19 protein-coding genes are annotated in these 18,296 nt (G+C 43.1%); 18 read left to right on the forward strand and 1 reads right to left on the reverse strand.

All coding sequences use genetic code 11. The features are described 5' to 3' along the window. The first annotated feature begins 3 nt into the window (after positions 1-3). The 9 genes from fmt (at position 4) to spoVM (ending at position 8,516) form a co-directional block, all read left to right on the forward strand. On the forward strand, positions 4-957 hold the full coding sequence (fmt, locus tag MHB79_RS07695; protein WP_050945065.1) for a methionyl-tRNA formyltransferase: 954 nt from the start codon (positions 4-6) through the stop codon (positions 955-957). Then, positions 944-2,287, forward strand: coding sequence for a 16S rRNA (cytosine(967)-C(5))-methyltransferase RsmB (gene rsmB, locus MHB79_RS07700; protein ID WP_340989440.1), 1,344 nt, complete (start codon positions 944-946; stop codon positions 2,285-2,287). The genes fmt and rsmB overlap by 14 nt, the downstream gene beginning before the upstream one ends. Before the next feature lie 3 nt (positions 2,288-2,290). Continuing rightward, positions 2,291-3,373, forward strand: a complete 1,083-nt coding sequence (gene rlmN / locus MHB79_RS07705) for a 23S rRNA (adenine(2503)-C(2))-methyltransferase RlmN (protein WP_340989441.1) — start codon at positions 2,291-2,293, stop codon at positions 3,371-3,373. A 3-nt stretch (positions 3,374-3,376) separates the two neighbouring features. After that, positions 3,377-4,147 carry a Stp1/IreP family PP2C-type Ser/Thr phosphatase gene (locus MHB79_RS07710; protein ID WP_226805173.1) on the forward strand — a complete coding sequence of 257 codons (771 nt, stop codon included), beginning with the start codon at positions 3,377-3,379 and terminating at the stop codon, positions 4,145-4,147. Continuing rightward, complete coding sequence (gene pknB / locus MHB79_RS07715; RefSeq protein WP_137054641.1) at positions 4,141-6,096, forward strand: Stk1 family PASTA domain-containing Ser/Thr kinase; 1,956 nt, start codon at positions 4,141-4,143, stop codon at positions 6,094-6,096. Before MHB79_RS07710 ends, pknB begins: the two co-directional genes overlap by 7 nt. Before the next feature lie 12 nt (positions 6,097-6,108). Then, positions 6,109-7,005, forward strand: a complete 897-nt coding sequence (rsgA, locus tag MHB79_RS07720) for a ribosome small subunit-dependent GTPase A (protein WP_340989442.1) — start codon at positions 6,109-6,111, stop codon at positions 7,003-7,005. A 3-nt stretch (positions 7,006-7,008) separates the two neighbouring features. Continuing rightward, positions 7,009-7,659 carry a ribulose-phosphate 3-epimerase gene (rpe, locus tag MHB79_RS07725; protein ID WP_050945061.1) on the forward strand — a complete coding sequence of 217 codons (651 nt, stop codon included), beginning with the start codon at positions 7,009-7,011 and terminating at the stop codon, positions 7,657-7,659. A 60-nt stretch (positions 7,660-7,719) separates the two neighbouring features. Beyond that, positions 7,720-8,364 carry a thiamine diphosphokinase gene (locus MHB79_RS07730; RefSeq protein WP_003210934.1) on the forward strand — a complete coding sequence of 215 codons (645 nt, stop codon included), beginning with the start codon at positions 7,720-7,722 and terminating at the stop codon, positions 8,362-8,364. 71 nt (positions 8,365-8,435) lie between these two features. Next, entirely contained in the window at positions 8,436-8,516 is an 81-nt protein-coding gene (gene spoVM, locus MHB79_RS07735) for a stage V sporulation protein SpoVM (RefSeq protein ID WP_008354550.1), read from the forward strand. 69 nt (positions 8,517-8,585) lie between these two features. Here the strand turns inward: spoVM and rpmB are convergent, their stop codons facing one another. Next, positions 8,586-8,774, reverse strand: coding sequence for a 50S ribosomal protein L28 (gene rpmB, locus MHB79_RS07740; RefSeq protein ID WP_003212514.1), 189 nt, complete (start codon positions 8,772-8,774; stop codon positions 8,586-8,588). Positions 8,775-9,045: 271 nt separating this feature from the next. Here rpmB and MHB79_RS07745 point away from each other — a divergent pair, with 271 nt between their 5' ends. The 9 genes from MHB79_RS07745 (at position 9,046) to fabG (ending at position 18,254) form a co-directional block, all read left to right on the forward strand. Beyond that, positions 9,046-9,408, forward strand: a complete 363-nt coding sequence (locus tag MHB79_RS07745) for an Asp23/Gls24 family envelope stress response protein (RefSeq protein ID WP_003211680.1) — start codon at positions 9,046-9,048, stop codon at positions 9,406-9,408. A gap of 15 nt (positions 9,409-9,423) precedes the next feature. Next, entirely contained in the window at positions 9,424-11,097 is a 1,674-nt protein-coding gene (locus tag MHB79_RS07750) for a DAK2 domain-containing protein (RefSeq protein ID WP_137054640.1), read from the forward strand. Between the two features lie 149 nt (positions 11,098-11,246). Next, positions 11,247-11,909 carry an L-serine ammonia-lyase, iron-sulfur-dependent subunit beta gene (gene sdaAB, locus MHB79_RS07755; RefSeq protein WP_003212160.1) on the forward strand — a complete coding sequence of 221 codons (663 nt, stop codon included), beginning with the start codon at positions 11,247-11,249 and terminating at the stop codon, positions 11,907-11,909. 20 nt (positions 11,910-11,929) lie between these two features. Then, a complete protein-coding gene (sdaAA, locus tag MHB79_RS07760; RefSeq protein WP_034620038.1) occupies positions 11,930-12,832 on the forward strand; it encodes an L-serine ammonia-lyase, iron-sulfur-dependent, subunit alpha in 903 nt (300 codons plus the stop codon). Then, complete coding sequence (gene recG, locus MHB79_RS07765; RefSeq protein WP_137054639.1) at positions 12,810-14,858, forward strand: ATP-dependent DNA helicase RecG; 2,049 nt, start codon at positions 12,810-12,812, stop codon at positions 14,856-14,858. The genes sdaAA and recG overlap by 23 nt, the downstream gene beginning before the upstream one ends. 112 nt (positions 14,859-14,970) lie before the next feature. Next, on the forward strand, positions 14,971-15,537 hold the full coding sequence (fapR, locus tag MHB79_RS07770) for a transcription factor FapR (RefSeq protein ID WP_003210820.1): 567 nt from the start codon (positions 14,971-14,973) through the stop codon (positions 15,535-15,537). Between the two features lie 15 nt (positions 15,538-15,552). Further along, on the forward strand, positions 15,553-16,551 hold the full coding sequence (gene plsX / locus MHB79_RS07775; protein ID WP_003211133.1) for a phosphate acyltransferase PlsX: 999 nt from the start codon (positions 15,553-15,555) through the stop codon (positions 16,549-16,551). Positions 16,552-16,566: 15 nt separating this feature from the next. Beyond that, positions 16,567-17,511 (forward strand): ACP S-malonyltransferase, encoded by a 945-nt coding sequence (fabD, locus tag MHB79_RS07780; RefSeq protein WP_340989443.1) that lies wholly within the window; start codon positions 16,567-16,569, stop codon positions 17,509-17,511. Then, entirely contained in the window at positions 17,511-18,254 is a 744-nt protein-coding gene (gene fabG, locus MHB79_RS07785) for a 3-oxoacyl-[acyl-carrier-protein] reductase (RefSeq protein WP_050945057.1), read from the forward strand. Before fabD ends, fabG begins: the two co-directional genes overlap by 1 nt. Positions 18,255-18,296: the final 42 nt, after the last annotated feature.

Here is an 18,296-nt window from a genome sequence, read left to right on the forward strand (position 1 = left end):
AAAATGGCACGTATTGTATTTATGGGAACCCCTGATTTCTCAGTACCTGTGCTGCAGACACTTATAACAGAAGGATACGAAGTTGTCGGGGTCGTCACGCAGCCAGATCGCCCGAAAGGCAGAAAACGAGTACTCACGCCGCCTCCTGTGAAAGTGGAAGCCTTAAAGCACGGCATTCCGGTCTTGCAGCCTGAAAAGGTACGCCTTGATGAAGAAATTGATAAAGTGCTTGCCTTAAAGCCAGATTTAATTGTCACGGCGGCATTTGGACAAATTCTACCAAAACGATTACTAGATGAACCTCAGTTCGGCTGTATCAATGTACATGCCTCGCTGCTGCCAGAACTAAGAGGGGGCGCGCCGATCCATTATGCGATCCTTCAAGGCAAAAAGAAAACAGGCGTCACGATCATGTACATGGTGGAACGGCTCGATGCAGGGGACATGATCAGTAAAGTAGAAGTGGAAATTGACGAATTAGACAATGTCGGTACATTACATGATAAATTAAGTGTAGCAGGCGCCGCACTATTGAAAGATACTGTGCCGAATGTTCTGAGCGGATCTATTTCTCCAATTCCGCAAAATGAAGAAGCGGCAACGTATGCACCTAATATAAAGCGAGAGCAGGAAAGGTTAGACTGGACAAAGACCGGAGAAGAGCTTTACAACCAAGTTCGCGGCTTAAATCCGTGGCCAGTTGCCTATACTGAATGGAACGGGGCTCATCTAAAAGTATGGGAAGCGAAAAAAGTTCCACTCGAAGCGCAAGAAGAACCTGGGAAAGTGATTGAGCTTCAAAAAGAAGGACCAGTCATTGGAACTGGGAATAAACAAGGCCTTTTATTAACAGGTGTGCAGCCAGCTGGTAAGAAAAAAATGAGCGGCGAAGACTTCCTAAGAGGCGCAAATATCGAAATGGGACAGAAATTAGGGTTAATGAATGAAGAAAAGTAATGTAAGAGAAGTAGCGCTGGACGCTTTAATCAAACTCGAACAAAACCAAGCTTACAGTAATTTGCTTTTGCAGTCAGTTATGAAAGACAAAGACTTGGCAGATCAGGACAAACCGCTCTTAACAGAGCTTGTGTACGGTACACTGCAAAACAAGCTGGCATTAGATTATATGCTGGCACCATTTGTGAAAAAACCGCAAAAGGTGGCTCCGTGGGTCATGCAGCTTTTGCGGATGTCCCTTTATCAAATGGTCTACCTTGAAAAGATTCCAGATCGTGCAGCCATCCATGAAGCGGTTGAGCTAACGAAAAAGAGAGGGCACAAGGGCATTTCTTCACTTGTGAACGGCGTTCTTCGATCCGTGCAAAGAGAAGGCGTTCCGGCTTTTGATGACATCAAAGATCCAGTCAAGCGGCTTTCGATTGAGACAAGCCACCCATTATGGCTCGTGCAGGAATGGGTTCAGTCGTACGGATTTGAAGCGGCAGAAAGCATGTGCCGCATTCATTTAGTACCGCCAAAGCAAACCCTTCGTGTCAATCGAATGAAAACGGACCGCGCAGCACTGCAGCAAGAACTGCTGGATGCCGGAATTGAAACGGAGCTTGGCGACTTATCAGAAGATGCACTTAAGCTGATGAAAGGGTCCATCGTTTCAACCCCTTCTTTTCAAGAAGGCTATGTGACCATTCAAGATGAAAGCTCAATGCTTGTCGCAAGAGCACTAGACCCTCAGCCGGGAGAAACTATACTTGACGCCTGTGCGGCTCCAGGCGGAAAATCAACACATATCGCAGAGCGTATGAACGACGAAGGACAAATTGTTTCACTTGATTTGCACGAACATAAAGTGAAACTCATCAAACAAGCAGCAAAACGTCTGAACCTTACTCAGATCGAAGCAAAAGCGCTTGATGCAAGGAAAGCAAAAGACGATTACAGCGAAGCTTCATTTGACAGGATTCTGATTGATGCGCCGTGTTCTGGTTTTGGTGTCATTAGACGAAAACCAGATATGAAATATACAAAGTCTCCAGAAGACTCAGCAAGGCTAGCTGCAATTCAGCAGGCAATCTTAAAAGAAACAGCTCCGCTTTTAAAGCCTGGCGGAACCCTTGTATATAGTACATGTACAATGGACCCAACAGAAAATCAACAAGTGATTCATGCGTTTTTACAAGAACACCAAGACTTCGAACCCGATCTATCTCTTAATGAACGGCTGCCTGAGCAGGTTGCTCCGTTTGTTCAAAACGGAAGTGTGCAAATTCTTCCTCATTATTTCGGAACAGATGGTTTCTTTATTTGCAGCATGAGAAAGAAGGGATAAAAAATGACAGAACAAAAAGTAAGAAAAGAACTGAAAACAGATATGCCGTCGATCTATTCTTTTGAGCTTCACGAAATGAAAGAATGGTTAAAAGAACAAGACGAAAAGCCTTTCCGCGCAGCTCAAATTTTTGAGTGGCTTTATGAGAAACGTGTGACATCCTTTGATGAAATGTCTAACCTCTCCAAAGATTTAAGAGAAAAATTAAAAGATCAATTTACAATCACAACATTAAAAACCGTGATCAAACAAACGTCTCAAGACGGAACGATCAAGTTTTTATTTGAACTGCATGATGGTTATACAATTGAAACAGTGCTTATGCGTCATGAATATGGAAACTCTGTCTGTGTGACAACACAGGTTGGCTGTAGAATTGGCTGTACATTCTGTGCATCTACACTCGGCGGTTTAAAACGAAACCTTGAAGCCGGAGAAATCGTTGCACAAGTATTAAAAGTACAGCAGGCACTTGACGAAACAGACGAGAGAGTCAGCTCTGTTGTCATCATGGGAATTGGCGAACCGTTTGATAACTTTGAAGAAATGCTTGCTTTCCTTAAAATCATCAACCATGATCATGGCTTAAATATTGGTGCACGCCATATTACGGTTTCGACAAGCGGAATCATTCCAAGGATCTATCAATTCGCTGATGAGCAAATGCAAATCAACTTTGCTGTGTCATTGCACGCACCGAACACAGAGATCAGAAGCCGCCTAATGCCGATTAATAAGGCATATAAGCTGCCAAAATTAATGGAAGCCATCGAATACTACATTCAAAAGACGGGTAGACGTGTCAGCTTTGAATACGGCCTGTTTGGCGGAGTAAATGATCAAGTTCACCATGCAGAAGAACTTGCAGACCTATTAAAAGGAATCAAGTGCCACGTGAACCTCATTCCGGTGAACTATGTACCAGAGAGAGATTATGTGAGAACACCTAGAGAACAAATCTTCCTATTTGAAAAAACGCTAAAAGAACGAGGCGTAAACGTAACGATTAGACGAGAGCAAGGCCATGACATTGATGCTGCTTGCGGTCAGCTAAGAGCGAAGGAGCGTCAGGAAGAGACGAGGTGACGAATGTTGATAAGGGCAGCCTTTCTTACCGATACAGGAAAAGTCCGTCAGCATAATGAAGATGATGCAGGTATTTTTGAAGCAAAAGAAGATTCACTTCTCGCTGTTGTAGCAGACGGCATGGGAGGTCATCTTGCTGGTGATGTCGCCAGCAAGATGGCAGTCTCTTCTTTAAAAGAATACTGGGAAGAAACATCTTCAATTCCAGAAAAGCCAGCCGATCAAGAAAGCTGGTTAATCTCAAAAATCAGTGACATTAATGACCAAGTTTATGAACATGCGCAAAACAATGAGGAGTGCCAAGGAATGGGGACGACTATTGTATGCGCGCTCGTTCATTTGCAAACGGTCACAATTGCGCATATTGGAGACAGCCGCTGCTACCTGCTAAGAGAAGGAGCGCTGACCCAATTAACAGATGATCATTCACTCGTAAATGAGCTTGTGAAAACAGGTGAAATTTCAAAAGCGGATGCAGAATATCATCCAAGAAAAAATGTGCTCACGAAAGCATTAGGAACAGATAAACAGGTTCAAATTGATGCACGCACTTTTGAAGTGGACCCAGGAGATCAAATCCTGCTTTGCTCAGATGGTCTATCGAATAAAGTAGAAGAAGAGAATTTGACTCATATATTAACGCAAACGACCGCGCCAGAGGAAAAAGTAACAGAGTTAATACAAACAGCGAATGACAACGGCGGTGAAGATAACATTACAGCAGTACTGTTAGAAATCTCCTCCCAGCCAGAGGAGGGTGACAGCAAGTGTTGATCGGAAAAAGGATCAGCGGCCGTTATCAGATTCTTCGCGTCATAGGCGGAGGCGGAATGGCCAACGTCTATTTGGCGGAGGATATGATTTTAGATCGCGAAGTAGCGATTAAAATTTTGCGGTTTGACTTTGCGAGCGATGATGATTTTATTAGACGTTTCCGGCGGGAAGCGCAGTCAGCTGCAAGCTTAGATCATTCGAATATTGTCAGCATCTACGATGTTGGGGAAGAAGATGACATTTATTATATTGTCATGGAATATGTCGAAGGGATGACGCTGAAAGAATACATACACGCCAATGGTCCGCTTCATCCGAAAGAAGCCGTTCGCATCATGGAGCAAGTCGTTGCGGCGATGGAAGAAGCCCATGCGAAACAGCTCGTCCACCGAGACATTAAGCCTCACAATATATTAATAGACAATATGGGGAACATCAAAGTCACTGATTTTGGGATTGCCATGGCACTCAGCTCAGCGACCATTACCCATACAAATTCTGTCCTAGGCTCCGTGCACTACTTGTCTCCAGAACAAGCACGCGGGGGTCTTGCAACGAAAAAATCAGACATCTATTCACTTGGGATTGTGCTCTATGAACTCATCTCAGGACGCATGCCATTTGAAGGAGAATCGGCTGTCAGTGTTGCACTGAAGCATTTGCAATCAGAGCCACCATCTGTGAGAAGATGGAATCCTTCTGTTCCACAAAGCGTGGAAAACATCATTTTAAAGGCGATGGCCAAAGATCCATTTTATCGATATGAAGATGCATCTGAAATGCAAAAAGACTTAAAAACCGCTTTCGATCCAGCCAGATTAAAAGAAAAACGCTTTGTTATTGAAGAAGACCATGAAGCAACGAAAGCGATCCCAATCATTCAAGATCATCAAATCGATCAAGACAATGAAAAAACAGCCGTCCATCCGGCTCAAAAACCGAAGAAAAAAGAGAAACAAAAGCCGAAAAAGAAACGAAAAAAATGGCCATGGATTGTGGCATCCATCTTATTTATATTGACTGCTGCGTCAATTTTAGCCATCACTGTGTTTCCAGGGCTGCTTTTTCCAAAAGATGTGGAAGTCACAGATGTATCTGGCATGACGGTTGAAAAAGCAGAAGATACCTTAAAGAAAGATGGGTTTACCGTCGCTTCGGAGTCAATAGAGATCGCTGATGAGAAAATTGAAAAAGGTCTCGTCGTCAAAACAGACCCGAAAATCGGCACAAAGGTCAAAGAAGGAACAGAGATTCAGCTTTACGAAAGTACTGGCAAGGAAAAGACCGAATTACCTGATGTTACAGGCGAAAAGGTCGATAAAGCAAAAGAAATATTAGAGAAAAAAGGATTTAAACAGGTCGTTGTGGAGGAAGTGAATGATAATGACACCGAGTCTGGGATTGTCATGGAACAGAGTCCTTCCGCGAATACTGAGCTTGTAGCAGCAGATGAAGAAGTCACGTTGACTGTCAGCATAGGTCCTGCCGATATTACATTACGTGATTTAACGACGTATAGTAAGCAAGCGGCATCGAATTATTTAGAGGATAACGGCTTAAAGCTCGATGAAAAAGAAGCGCATTCTGACGATGTGCCAAAAGGCGAGGTCATGAAGCAGGAACCAGGAGCAGGAACGGCTGTTAAACCAGGTGATACGGTCAAGATTACATTCTCTCTTGGACCGAAGGAAAAACCAGCTAAAACGGTAACTGAAAAGATTGAGATCCCTTATGAACCAGAAGCGGAAGGGCAGGAGATGAATGTCCAAATTTCCATTGATGATGCGGAGCATAGCATCTCTGATTCATACGAAAGCTTTAAAATCACTGCGCCGACTGAACGGACCATTAAATTTAAGATTGAACCAGGTCAAAAAGGATATTATCAAGTGACGGTTGATGATAAAGTCGTCAGCTCGAAAACGATCGAATACCCTGATGATGAATAAAGGAGGGACTTTATGCCTGAGGGCAAAATTATTAAAGCATTAAGCGGATTCTACTATGTGCTGGATGAGTCGCAAGAGAGTGGAAAAGTAGTTCAGTGCAGAGCGAGAGGCATCTTTCGAAAAAACAAAATTACACCTCTTGTTGGCGATTACGTCGTGTATCAAGCAGACAATGATAAAGAAGGCTACTTATTAGAAGTAAAAGAACGGACAAACGAACTTGTTCGTCCGCCTATTAGTAACGTTGATCAAGGGGTACTTGTTTTCTCAGCGGCAGAACCAGCCTTTAGCACCTCACTTTTAGACAGATTTTTAGTGCTTGTAGAAGCCAATCATATTGAGCCGATTATCTGTATCACTAAAATTGACTTATTGAAAACAGACGAAGAGCGTGAAACCATCAAGGCATATGCAGACGACTATCGGCAAATTGGTTATGAGGTTCATTTAACCTCTACGATTGAAGGAGATGGCATTGAGAAGCTGACCCCGCATTTTCACAATAAAATCACGGTATTTGCCGGTCAGTCTGGTGTAGGCAAGTCCTCCCTTTTAAATGCGATGAGTCCTGAATTGGCGCTGAAAACAGATGATATCTCATCCCATCTCGGACGAGGAAAGCATACGACAAGACATGTCGAACTCATTCGAACAGCAGACGGGCTCATTGCAGATACTCCGGGCTTTAGCTCGCTCGAATTTACTGGCATCGAAGCAGAAGATCTAGGTCTATACTTTTTAGATATTAGAGACCGGAGTGCAGATTGCAAATTTCGAGGCTGCCTGCATGTGAAAGAGCCTGGCTGTGCGATAAAAGATGCGGTCGAGCATGATCAAATCAAAGAATATCGCTATCAGCATTATTTAGAGTTTTTAACTGAAATCAAAGACAGAAAGCCGAGGTACTAAATCATGGTTTATATTGCCCCTTCCATTTTATCGGCCGATTTTGCCAATTTGGAGAAAGATATCCGTGATGTGGAACAAGGCGGTGCAGATTACATTCACATCGATGTCATGGACGGTCATTTTGTTCCGAATATGACATTTGGGCCAAATGTCGTTGAAGCGATCAGACCGCATACGCGTCTGCCGCTTGATGTTCACTTAATGATTGAGCAGCCAGATCGGTATATTCCTGCATTCGCAAAAGCAGGCGCTGATATTATCTCTGTTCATGTGGAAGCTTGTCCGCACTTACACCGAACAATACAACATATGAAAGAACAAGGTGTAAAAGCAGGGGTCGTCTTGAATCCGCACACACCTGTTTCTCACATTGAGCATGTATTAGAAGATGTGGACCTTGTGTTATTCATGACAGTGAACCCTGGTTTTGGGGGACAGGCATTTATTCCATCTGTCCTCACGAAGGTAAAAGAAGTAAAAGCACTGAGTGAACAAAAGGGCTTAACCGATTTACTAATAGAAATAGACGGCGGTGTCAATGTAGAGACTGCAAAGAGTTGCAAAGAAGCAGGCGCTAATTTACTAGTAGCGGGCTCTGCGGTATATGGTAAAGAAAACCGCGCAGCAGCGATCCAGGCAATTCGAGAAGCGTAAAGGAAGGAACCAAAGTCATTGTGATCTTTGGTTCTTTTTACATGGAGAGGAGCGTGTATCATGCACATACATATCGTAGCCGGCGGTCCTTTTGAATACATCCCGCCACTTGAACGTGAAGCATCACAGGAGGATGTTCTCTGGATTGGCGTAGACCGTGGAACCCTCTTCTTACTAGAGCACGGTATTACTCCTGCCAAAGCCTTTGGTGATTTTGACAGTGTGACAGAAAAAGAGCTTCGGGAGCTGAAAGAGAAATTGCCTGCTCTGAATGTATTTCAAGCTGAAAAGGATGAAACTGATTTAGAGCTTGCACTGAACTGGGCACTAAGTCAGCACCCAGCACATATTTACATCTATGGTATTACAGGAGGAAGGGCGGATCATTTTCTAGGAAATATCCATCTTCTTTACAAAGGGATTCAGCACAAGCAGAATATCACCCTTGTAGACAAACAAAATATCATTCAAATGTTTGAACCTGGTACATACGAAATAAAAGAAGATCAGGATAAAAAATATGTATCGTTTTTACCCTTTGGAACACCGGTTGAAAAGCTGACGTTAAAAGGTTTCAAATATCCTCTGAAAAATTGTCATATTGAGCCTGGTTCCACACTATGTATTAGTAACGAACTCATCCACTCAAATGGTACTTTTTCTTTTCATGAAGGCATATTAATAATGGTAAGAAGCAAAGATTGACCAACCTATCAATGTGGATGGCTGATTAAGCTCAATTGTGCTGCAAGCGGTACTTTTAGGAGGGGGACAAAATGAAATTTTATACAATCAAACTGCCTAGATTTCTTGGCGGCATTGTCCGTGCGATGCTTGGTTCATTTAAGAAAGATTAATGAGTAATCTCCTTTATTTCCACATAAAAACGCCTGCTACAAGTTATTGTAGCAGGCGTTTACTCTTGCTTATACACGCTCAACTTTACCAGATTTCAAAGCTCGAGCTGATACATATACTCTTTTAGGCTTACCGTCCACTAGAATACGAACTTTTTGAAGGTTCGCGCCCCATGTACGTTTTGTAGAGTTCATTGCGTGAGAACGATTGTTCCCAGCTTTTGTTTTTCTGCCTGTAATAACGCATTTACGTGCCATTTGTTTCCCTCCTAACTGCGAAAACATCATCATATTCTTCATATACGTACTTAGAGATGCCTCAAGATACTTTAATAATTTACCACAGCTTCAAGGGGTTTGCAAGGATTGTTTACTCCTCTTTCAAGAAAAATACCTTGACATCTTGATAAAAAATCAAGGCTATAGTATAAGTAGGATTGGGTCGGATTGAATGATTTCTTTTAAAAAGAAGGGTCTTATAGTAAAATAGTGATAACTCAGGGCAATTTCTCAAAAAGGGGGAACCAATGTGTCCATTGAACTTAGAACGAAATACGGACAAATTGATATATCAAATGAAGTCATTGCAATGGTGGCAGGAGGCGCTGCGATCGATTGCTATGGTATTGTTGGGATGGCGTCCAAAAATCAAATCAAGGACGGCTTGACGGATATTCTCCGTAAAGAGAACTTCAGCCGGGGTGTTCTTGTGCGTCAAAAAGAAGACCGCATTCATATTGATATGTACATCATCGTCAGCTACGGTACAAAGATATCAGAAGTCGCACATAATGTTCAAACGAAAGTCAAATATACGATTTCTCACACAGTTGGACTTTCTGTTGATTCGGTCAACATTTATGTACAAGGAGTAAGAGTTACGAACCCGTAGTAAGGAGGAAATATATTGTCTATTAGAAATCTTGATGGCCGCTCATTTGCAAAAATGATTCTTGCAGGTGCTCACCATCTTTCTCAAAACGCACAAATTGTGGATGCGTTAAATGTTTTTCCAGTGCCAGACGGAGACACGGGGACAAATATGAATTTGTCAATGACTTCAGGGGCAAAAGCAGTTGAAGAAACAAATACCGATCATATTGGGAAGGTCGGCGTGGCCTTGTCAAAAGGGCTATTGATGGGCGCAAGAGGAAACTCAGGCGTCATCCTATCACAGCTCTTTAGAGGTTTCAGTAAAAATATAGAACAAAAAGAGACGATTGACGCCAAAGAATTTGCCCTTGCCTTGCAGGCCGGTGTTGATACAGCCTATAAAGCCGTGATGAAGCCGATTGAAGGGACCATCTTAACGGTCGCAAAGGATGCAGCAAAGAAAGCGGTTGCTGTTTCAGCAACCGAAAATGACATTGACCGCGTTCTTGAGTTAACGATTGAGGAAGCGAGAGCATCACTTGATCGAACGCCAGATCTACTTCCTGTTTTAAAAGAAGTAGGCGTTGTCGATAGTGGAGGTAAGGGACTTCTCTGCGTATATGAAGGTTTCCTTGCTTCATTAAGAGGAGAGGACCTCCATCTGAAAGCGGCCTCTTTGCCAACGTTAAAAGAACTTGTCAGTGCAGAGCATCATAAAAGTGCACAAAGCCATATGAACACTGAAGATATTGAATTTGGTTATTGTACTGAATTTATGGTGAAATTTGAAGAAGAGAAACAGTCCTTTGATGAGAATGCCTTCAGAGAAGACTTAAGCGAATTCGGAGATTCACTTCTTGTGGTATCTGATGAAACGCTGGCGAAAGTTCATATTCATGCAGAGCAGCCTGGAGATGTCTTATCCTATGCACAGCGCTACGGCAGCCTGATCAATATGAAAATTGAAAACATGAGAGAGCAGCATAGCTCGATTGTGAACGAAGAAAAAGAACATGCGCCCGCTGCACCAAAGGCACCTGCTGCTGAAAAACAGCGCTTTGGAGTCGTCAGTGTCGCAATGGGAGAAGGAATTGCTGACTTGTTTAAAAGTATCGGAGCTTCCGTCGTCATTGAAGGCGGACAGACGATGAACCCAAGTACAGAAGACATTGTCACAGCAATTGAAAGCGTACATGCCGAAACCGTCTTTATCTTACCTAATAATTCTAATATTGTCATGGCAGCGAAACAGGCGGCAACTGTCTCGAGTCGTGAGGTTGTTGTCATTCCAACGAAGACCGTTCCTCAAGGAATGTCGGCACTTCTTTCTCTCAATGAAGCAGCTTCAAATGAAGACAACGAAGCGGCGATGCTAGAAGCGATTGACCACGTGAAAAGCGGCCAAATTACCTTTGCGGTGAGAGATACCCAAATTGATGGAATCGACATTGCCAAAGGAGATTATATGGGTCTCTTTAACGGAAAAATCACCTTAACTGCGAAAAATCAATTAGATGCAGCAAAAGAACTTTTGACCAAAATGGTGACAGAAGATGATGAGATTGTTACGATCATTAAAGGGGAAGATGCATCATCTGAAGAGATGGATGAGTTAGAAGCCTTTATTGAAGAAACATTTGAAGATATAGAAGTTGAAGTCCACGATGGAAAACAGCCGCTTTATTCATATATTTTGGCTGTCGAATAACGAAAGAAGGGCAAATAAAGCCCTTCTTCTTCTTTTGCAATTTTTTACTAACGATTCAACGGTGAAATGAGTTGCGGGAAACGATTGAATCCATTAGTCTAAAGAAAGAACCAAACCAATATGTGAGTGGTTATGAGAGGGGAAGACCTATGAAATTTAGAAGTGTGTTTGATATTATTGGACCCGTCATGATTGGTCCATCAAGTTCGCACACAGCGGGTGCGGCTCGAATAGGAAGAGTGGCTCGCAGCTTATTTGGAAGAGAACCGAAGCGAATTGTCGTTTCATTTTATGGCTCTTTTAAAGATACGTATAAAGGACATGGTACAGATGTCGCCATGATCGGCGGCGTTCTTGACTTTGATACATTTGATGAACGCATCAAAACAGCGATCGATATTGCAAAAAGCAAAGGGATCGACATTGAATTTAAAGAAGAAGATGCGGTACCAGCGCATCCGAATACAGCAAAAGTAGAGATATCAGATGCGAACGGAAGCCTTGAATTAATCGGGATTTCCATCGGCGGTGGTAAAATCGAAATTACTGAACTGAATGGCTTTGAGCTCAGACTTTCAGGAAATCATCCTGCCATTCTTGTGGTTCATAACGATCGCTACGGCACGATTGCGGCAGTCGCCAACGTGTTAGCGAAATTCGCCATCAACATCGGTCATATGGAAGTGGCGCGTAAAGATGTCGGGCAAGAGGCTCTGATGACCATCGAAGTGGATCAAAATATTGACCCAGCTGCCTTATCAGAACTTGAAACACTGCCAAACATTATTCAAGTCACACAAATTGCAGAGTAACAACAAGGAGGTTATGAATGATGTTTAAAAACGTCAAAGAACTCGTGCAGCTAACAGAAGAACGGAATACCTCCATTTCAGAAATCATGATTACGCAAGAAATGGAAGTAACAGGGAAATCACGTGAAGATATTTTCTCCCAGATGTACCGCAACCTAGAAGTGATGGAACAAGCCGTAGAAAACGGGCTAAAAGGTGTGAAATCATTATCCGGTTTAACAGGCGGAGATGCGGTCAAACTTCAAGCGTATATCGCATCAGGCAAAACATTGTCTGGTCATACGATATTAGATGCTGTTAGTAAGGCAGTGGCAACAAATGAAGTCAATGCCGCAATGGGGACGATCTGTGCAACGCCTACAGCAGGCTCAGCAGGTGTTGTGCCAGGTACGTTATTTGCAGTAAAACAAACATTAAAGCCAACAAAGGAACAAATGGTCAGATTCCTATTCACTTCTGGCGCATTTGGTTTTGTTGTGGCCAATAATGCGAGCATCTCTGGTGCAGCAGGCGGCTGTCAGGCTGAGGTAGGCTCAGCATCAGGGATGGCGGCAGCAGCCATTGTCGAAATGGCAGGCGGTACACCTCAGCAATCTGCTGAAGCAATGGCGATTACACTGAAAAATATGCTTGGACTTGTTTGTGACCCAGTAGCTGGACTTGTTGAGGTACCGTGCGTAAAACGAAACGCCATGGGTGCATCAAATGCGATGATCGCAGCAGATATGGCACTTGCCGGCATCACAAGCCGTATCCCATGTGATGAAGTCATTGATGCGATGTATAAAATCGGTCAAACCATGCCAACGGCACTTCGCGAAACAGCACAAGGCGGACTTGCTGCGACACCGACAGCAAGAGAGCTTGAAAAGAAGATTTTCGGAGGTGTGACCCCATCTCGTGATACAGAAACTGCAAGATAATGTCTCAGTCCTTAAGGGGATTGGAGAAGAAACCGAAAAAACACTCAATGAACTTGGAATTCACACAGTAGCCGATTTACTTGGCTACTTTCCTTATCGATATGACGACTATGAGCTTCGTAACTTAGAAGAAGTAAAGCATGACGAACGTGTCACAGTTGAAGGAAAAGTGCACAGTGAGCCCGTCCTCACCTATTATGGAAAAAAACGAAGCAGGCTGACATTCAGGCTGCTTGTCGGGCGTTTTCTCATCACAGCAATTTGCTTCAATCGTCCTTATTTAAAACGAAGCCTTGTGTTAGGTGATACGGTATCCGTCACTGGCAAATGGGATAAAAACCGTCAATCGATCATGGTGCAGGAATTTAAAAAAGGGACGCACGAGCAAGATGGCAGTATAGAGCCTGTTTATTCAGTAAAAGAAAATGTAACCGTGAAAATGATGAGGCGTTTTGTCAAACAAGCCTTGTCACTTTATGTAGATAAAGCTGAAGATCCACTGCCAAAGCAGCTTGTCTCTACCTATAAACTCATGTCCTATCAGGAAGCATTAAAAACCATTCACCTGCCAGAAACAAGAGACTCGCTCAAGCAAGCAAGACGCCGCTTTGTGTACGAGGAATTTCTTATTTTCCAGCTGAAGATGCAGGCCATCAGAAAGAAAGAACGAGAAAAAACATCGGGCATCCAGCATCCGTTTTCTAAAGACGCTGTTTTTGAGTTTGTTCACAGTCTGCCATTTCCGCTGACAAAGGCACAATCAAGAGTGCTTGATGAAATTATGACTGATATGGCGTCCCCGTACCGGATGAACCGTCTGCTGCAAGGGGATGTAGGTTCAGGGAAAACTGCTGTTGCAGCTATTGCACTATATGCCGCTCATTTATCCGGCTATCAAGGTGCATTAATGGTTCCAACAGAGATTTTGGCAGAGCAGCATGCAGATTCCCTTTATCAGCTGTTTGAAAAATGGGGACTAAATATCGCTCTACTAACAAGCTCTGTGAAAGGAAAGCGCCGCAGAGAATTGCTAGAACGTCTAAAAGAGGGCGAGATTGATATATTAGTCGGAACGCATGCGCTCATCCAAGACGAAGTCGAATTTCAGCAGCTCGGTCTTGTGATCACAGATGAGCAGCACCGGTTTGGCGTCGAGCAAAGGAAAAAACTAAGAAGTAAAGGGCAGGACCCAGATGTCTTATTCATGACTGCCACACCTATTCCGCGCACACTTGCGATCACTGTTTTTGGAGAAATGGACGTTTCCGTCATTGATGAATTACCAGCCGGCAGAAAACAGATCGAAACGTATTGGGTCAAGCATGACATGCTTGAGAGGATTCTTGCATTTGTAGATAAAGAGCTAAAAAAAGGAAGACAGGCATATATTATTTGTCCACTCATAGAAGAATCGGACAAGCTGGATGTCCAAAATGCGATTGATGTCCACAGCATGCTGACAGAGGCATACCGCGGTAAGTGGTCGATCGGCTTAATGCACGGGAAACTGGCGAGTGATGAAAAAGATCAGGTGATGAGAGACTTTACAGCAAATGAAGTACAAATTCTCGTTTCAACCACAGTCGTTGAAGTGGGTGTCAACGTGCCGAATGCGACCATCATGGTCATTTACGATGCAGACCGCTTCGGACTGTCTCAGCTTCATCAGCTCAGAGGCCGGGTTGGACGCGGAGAGCATCAATCATTTTGTGTTTTAATGGCGGATCCAAAATCGGAAACCGGGAAAGAGCGGATGAGGATCATGTCCGAAACAACCGACGGCTTTGAGCTGTCTGAAAAGGACTTAGAGCTAAGAGGACCTGGCGATTTCTTCGGTAAAAAACAAAGCGGAATGCCTGAATTTAAAGTAGCAGATATGGTTCATGACTACAGAGCACTGGAAACTGCTAGAAAAGATGCGGCAGAACTTGTGCAATCAGATGCATTTTGGACAGATCCCGAATACAAAGAACTTCGGCAAACACTTGTAGACAGCGGGGTGCTGGGCGGAGATAAATTAAGCTGATCAAGCGCTGGAGGAATTTTCTTGTCTTTTTGAAACAAGGATTGATTTATCATCTATGAGATTATATACTACTATTAGTACCTAGTCATAAATGTACGGATGGTGTCTGCATATGAAACTAAATAAAAAAGAACGTCAAAAGCTTCTCCAGCAAACGATCAGCTCGACTCCGTTCATTACTGATGAAGAATTGGCAAGTAAATTCGGTGTAAGCATTCAAACGGTTCGTCTTGATCGTTTGGAACTGTCAATTCCTGAATTACGCGAAAGAATTAAGCATGTGGCCGAAAAGACATTAGAGGATGAAGTGAAGTCACTTCCGCTGGATGAAGTGATTGGAGAAATGATTGATGTAGAGCTTGATGACCAAGCCATTTCCATTTTAGAAGTGAGAAAAGAGCATGTATTTAGCCGAAACCAAATTGCCAGGGGACATCATCTCTTCGCCCAGGCAAATTCGCTTGCAGTAGCGGTCATTGACGATGAACTGGCTTTAACAGCAAAAGCGAATATTAAATTTACAAGGCAGGTTAAACAAGGCGAACGAGTTGTCTCAAAAGCCAAAGTAGCCTCGCATGATAAAGAAAAAGGCAGAACTGTAGTTGAAGTAAACAGCTATGTCGGTGAGGAAGTTGTCTTCTCAGGTGACTTCGTCATGTATCGCTCAAAACAAAAGTAAAAGGTGGCACGTAATATGAGAATTGCAGTCGATGCAATGGGGGGAGACCATGCCCCTAAAGCCATTATTGACGGTGTGCAAAAAAGCTTAACGGCATTTTCAGATATCGAGATTACACTTGTCGGCGATGAAAATAAAATCAAACCATACATAACAAATAACGAGCGCATCACGATTTTAGATGCAAAAGAAGTCATTGAACCGACAGATGAACCAGTGCGTGCAGTTAGACGTAAAAAGGATTCATCTATGGTGAAAATGGCGCAAGAAGTATCCGAAGGACGAGCAGATGCTTGTATTTCAGCAGGAAACACTGGCGCACTCATGACAGCAGGACTGTTTATCGTAGGAAGAATTGATGGCATCGATAGACCGGCACTTGCTCCAACACTGCCAACACTTGATGGCAGTGGGTTTTTATTACTAGATGTCGGCGCAAACGTTGATGCCAAACCAGAACACCTTGTGCAATATGCGATGATGGGTTCAATCTACGCAGAGCGTGTTTTTCCAAAGAGCAATCCGCGTGTAGGATTGTTAAATGTAGGAACAGAAGATAAAAAAGGCAACGATCTCACAAAAAAAACCTTTGAATTATTGAAAGCATCAAATTTGAATTTCGTAGGAAATGTGGAGTCTCGTGATTTACTAGAAGGTGTAGCTGATGTCGTTGTCACAGATGGTTTCACAGGAAATATCGCCCTGAAAACGATTGAAGGCACAGCTCTTTCTGTCTTTAAAATGCTGAAAGAAACATTAACATCCAGCTTCACAGCAAAAATAGCGGCTGGCATGATGAAGCCGAAATTGATGCAGATGAAGTCTAAAATGGATTACTCCGAATATGGCGGTGCCGCTTTATTTGGTTTAAAGGCACCTGTCATTAAAGCGCACGGTTCCTCTGATGAAAACGCCATTTTTCATGCCATTCGTCAGGCACGTGATATCGTAGAAAAAGACGTTTCAGCCATCATTCATCAAGAAGTCCAAAAAGAAACCACGAACGAGTCTTAATGGAGGTATAGCAGCATGACTAAAATTGCATTTTTATTCCCTGGCCAAGGCTCTCAAAAAATTGGCATGGGAAAAGATTTATTTGACCAAGAAGCAGTATCTAAAGCTGTATTTGAAGAAGCAGACAAGACCCTCGGTTTTGACTTATCTTCAATGATTTTTGAAGGAGATGCAGAAGAGCTGACGCTCACTTATAACGCGCAGCCAGCTCTTTTAACGACAAGTATCGCCATCTTAAAGAAATTTGAAGAGAGCGGAATCAAAGCAGATTACGCAGCAGGACATAGCCTTGGTGAATATACTGCCCTCGTTGCGGCAGGCGCACTTTCGTTTCAAGATGCTGTCTATGCAGTGAGAAAACGCGGCGAATTAATGAACGAAGCTGTTCCGGCAGGAGAAGGCGCTATGGCAGCGATCCTTGGCTTAGATCAAGCTGCGCTTTTAGAAGTGACAAAAGAAGTGACAGAGAGTGGTCATCTTGTAGAACTCGCTAACTTAAACTGTCCTGGTCAAATCGTGATCTCTGGTACAGCAAAAGGGGTCGAACTCGCTTCAGAGAAAGCGAAAGAAAAAGGCGCAAAACGTGCGATTGCCCTTGAAGTGAGTGGACCTTTCCATTCTGCCTTAATGAAACCAGCCGCTGAAAAATTCACAGATGTTCTGTCAAAGCTAAACATTACAGATGCCAAAACACCAGTGATCTCAAATGTCACAGCAGACATCGTTACATCTCGTGATGCTATTGAAACAAAGCTCATTGAACAATTGTATTCTCCTGTTCGATTTGAAGAAAGTGTAGAACGTCTGATTGATTTAGGCGTGACAACGTTTATTGAAATTGGCCCGGGCAAAGTGCTTTCAGGTCTTGTGAAAAAGATCAATCGCCGCCTGACAACTATTTCAGTTTCAGATCAGGAAACAATTGAAGCAGCCATTGAAACATTGAAGGAGGATTCTTGATGCTTACAAATAAAACAGCCGTTGTAACAGGTGCATCACGCGGGATTGGCCGTTCTATTGCGATCGATTTAGCAAAGAATGGTGCAAATGTTGTCGTCAACTATTCTGGAAACGAAGCAAAAGCAAATGAAGTCGTAGACGAAATCAAAGCACTTGGCCAGCAGGCATTTGCCGTTAAAGCTGATGTTTCAAATGCTGAAGAAGTACAATCGCTCATGAAACAAGCGATTGACACATTTGGTTCAATTGACATTCTTGTCAATAATGCAGGGATCACAAAGGATAATCTGCTCATGAGAATGAAAGAAAATGAATGGGATGACGTCATTAACATAAACTTAAAAGGTGTCTTTAACTGTACAAAAGCCGTGACACGTCAAATGATGAAACAGCGCAGCGGAAGAATCATCAACTTGGCTTCAGTGGTTGGCGTATGTGGAAATCCTGGACAAGCAAACTATGTTGCAGCAAAAGCTGGTGTCATCGGATTAACGAAAACAACAGCAAAAGAGCTGGCAACTCGTCATATTACAGTCAATGCAGTAGCACCAGGCTTTATTTCTACAGATATGACAGACAAGCTTGATGAGAATGTACAAACTGAAATGCTTAAGCAGATCCCGCTTGCACGCTTTGGTGCACCTGAAGATATTAGCAACGTTGTTGTCTTTTTAGCTTCAGAAGGAGCAGGTTATATTACAGGCCAAACCATCCAAGTAGATGGCGGAATGGTCATGTCCTAAGAAATATCAAAATTTCATTAGGTTTTCTCTAGTTTTTTAAAA

Origin of the sequence: Bacillus sp. FSL M7-0558 (genome assembly GCF_038003245.1) — a bacterium.
GTDB lineage: Bacteria > Bacillota > Bacilli > Bacillales > Bacillaceae > Bacillus > Bacillus pumilus.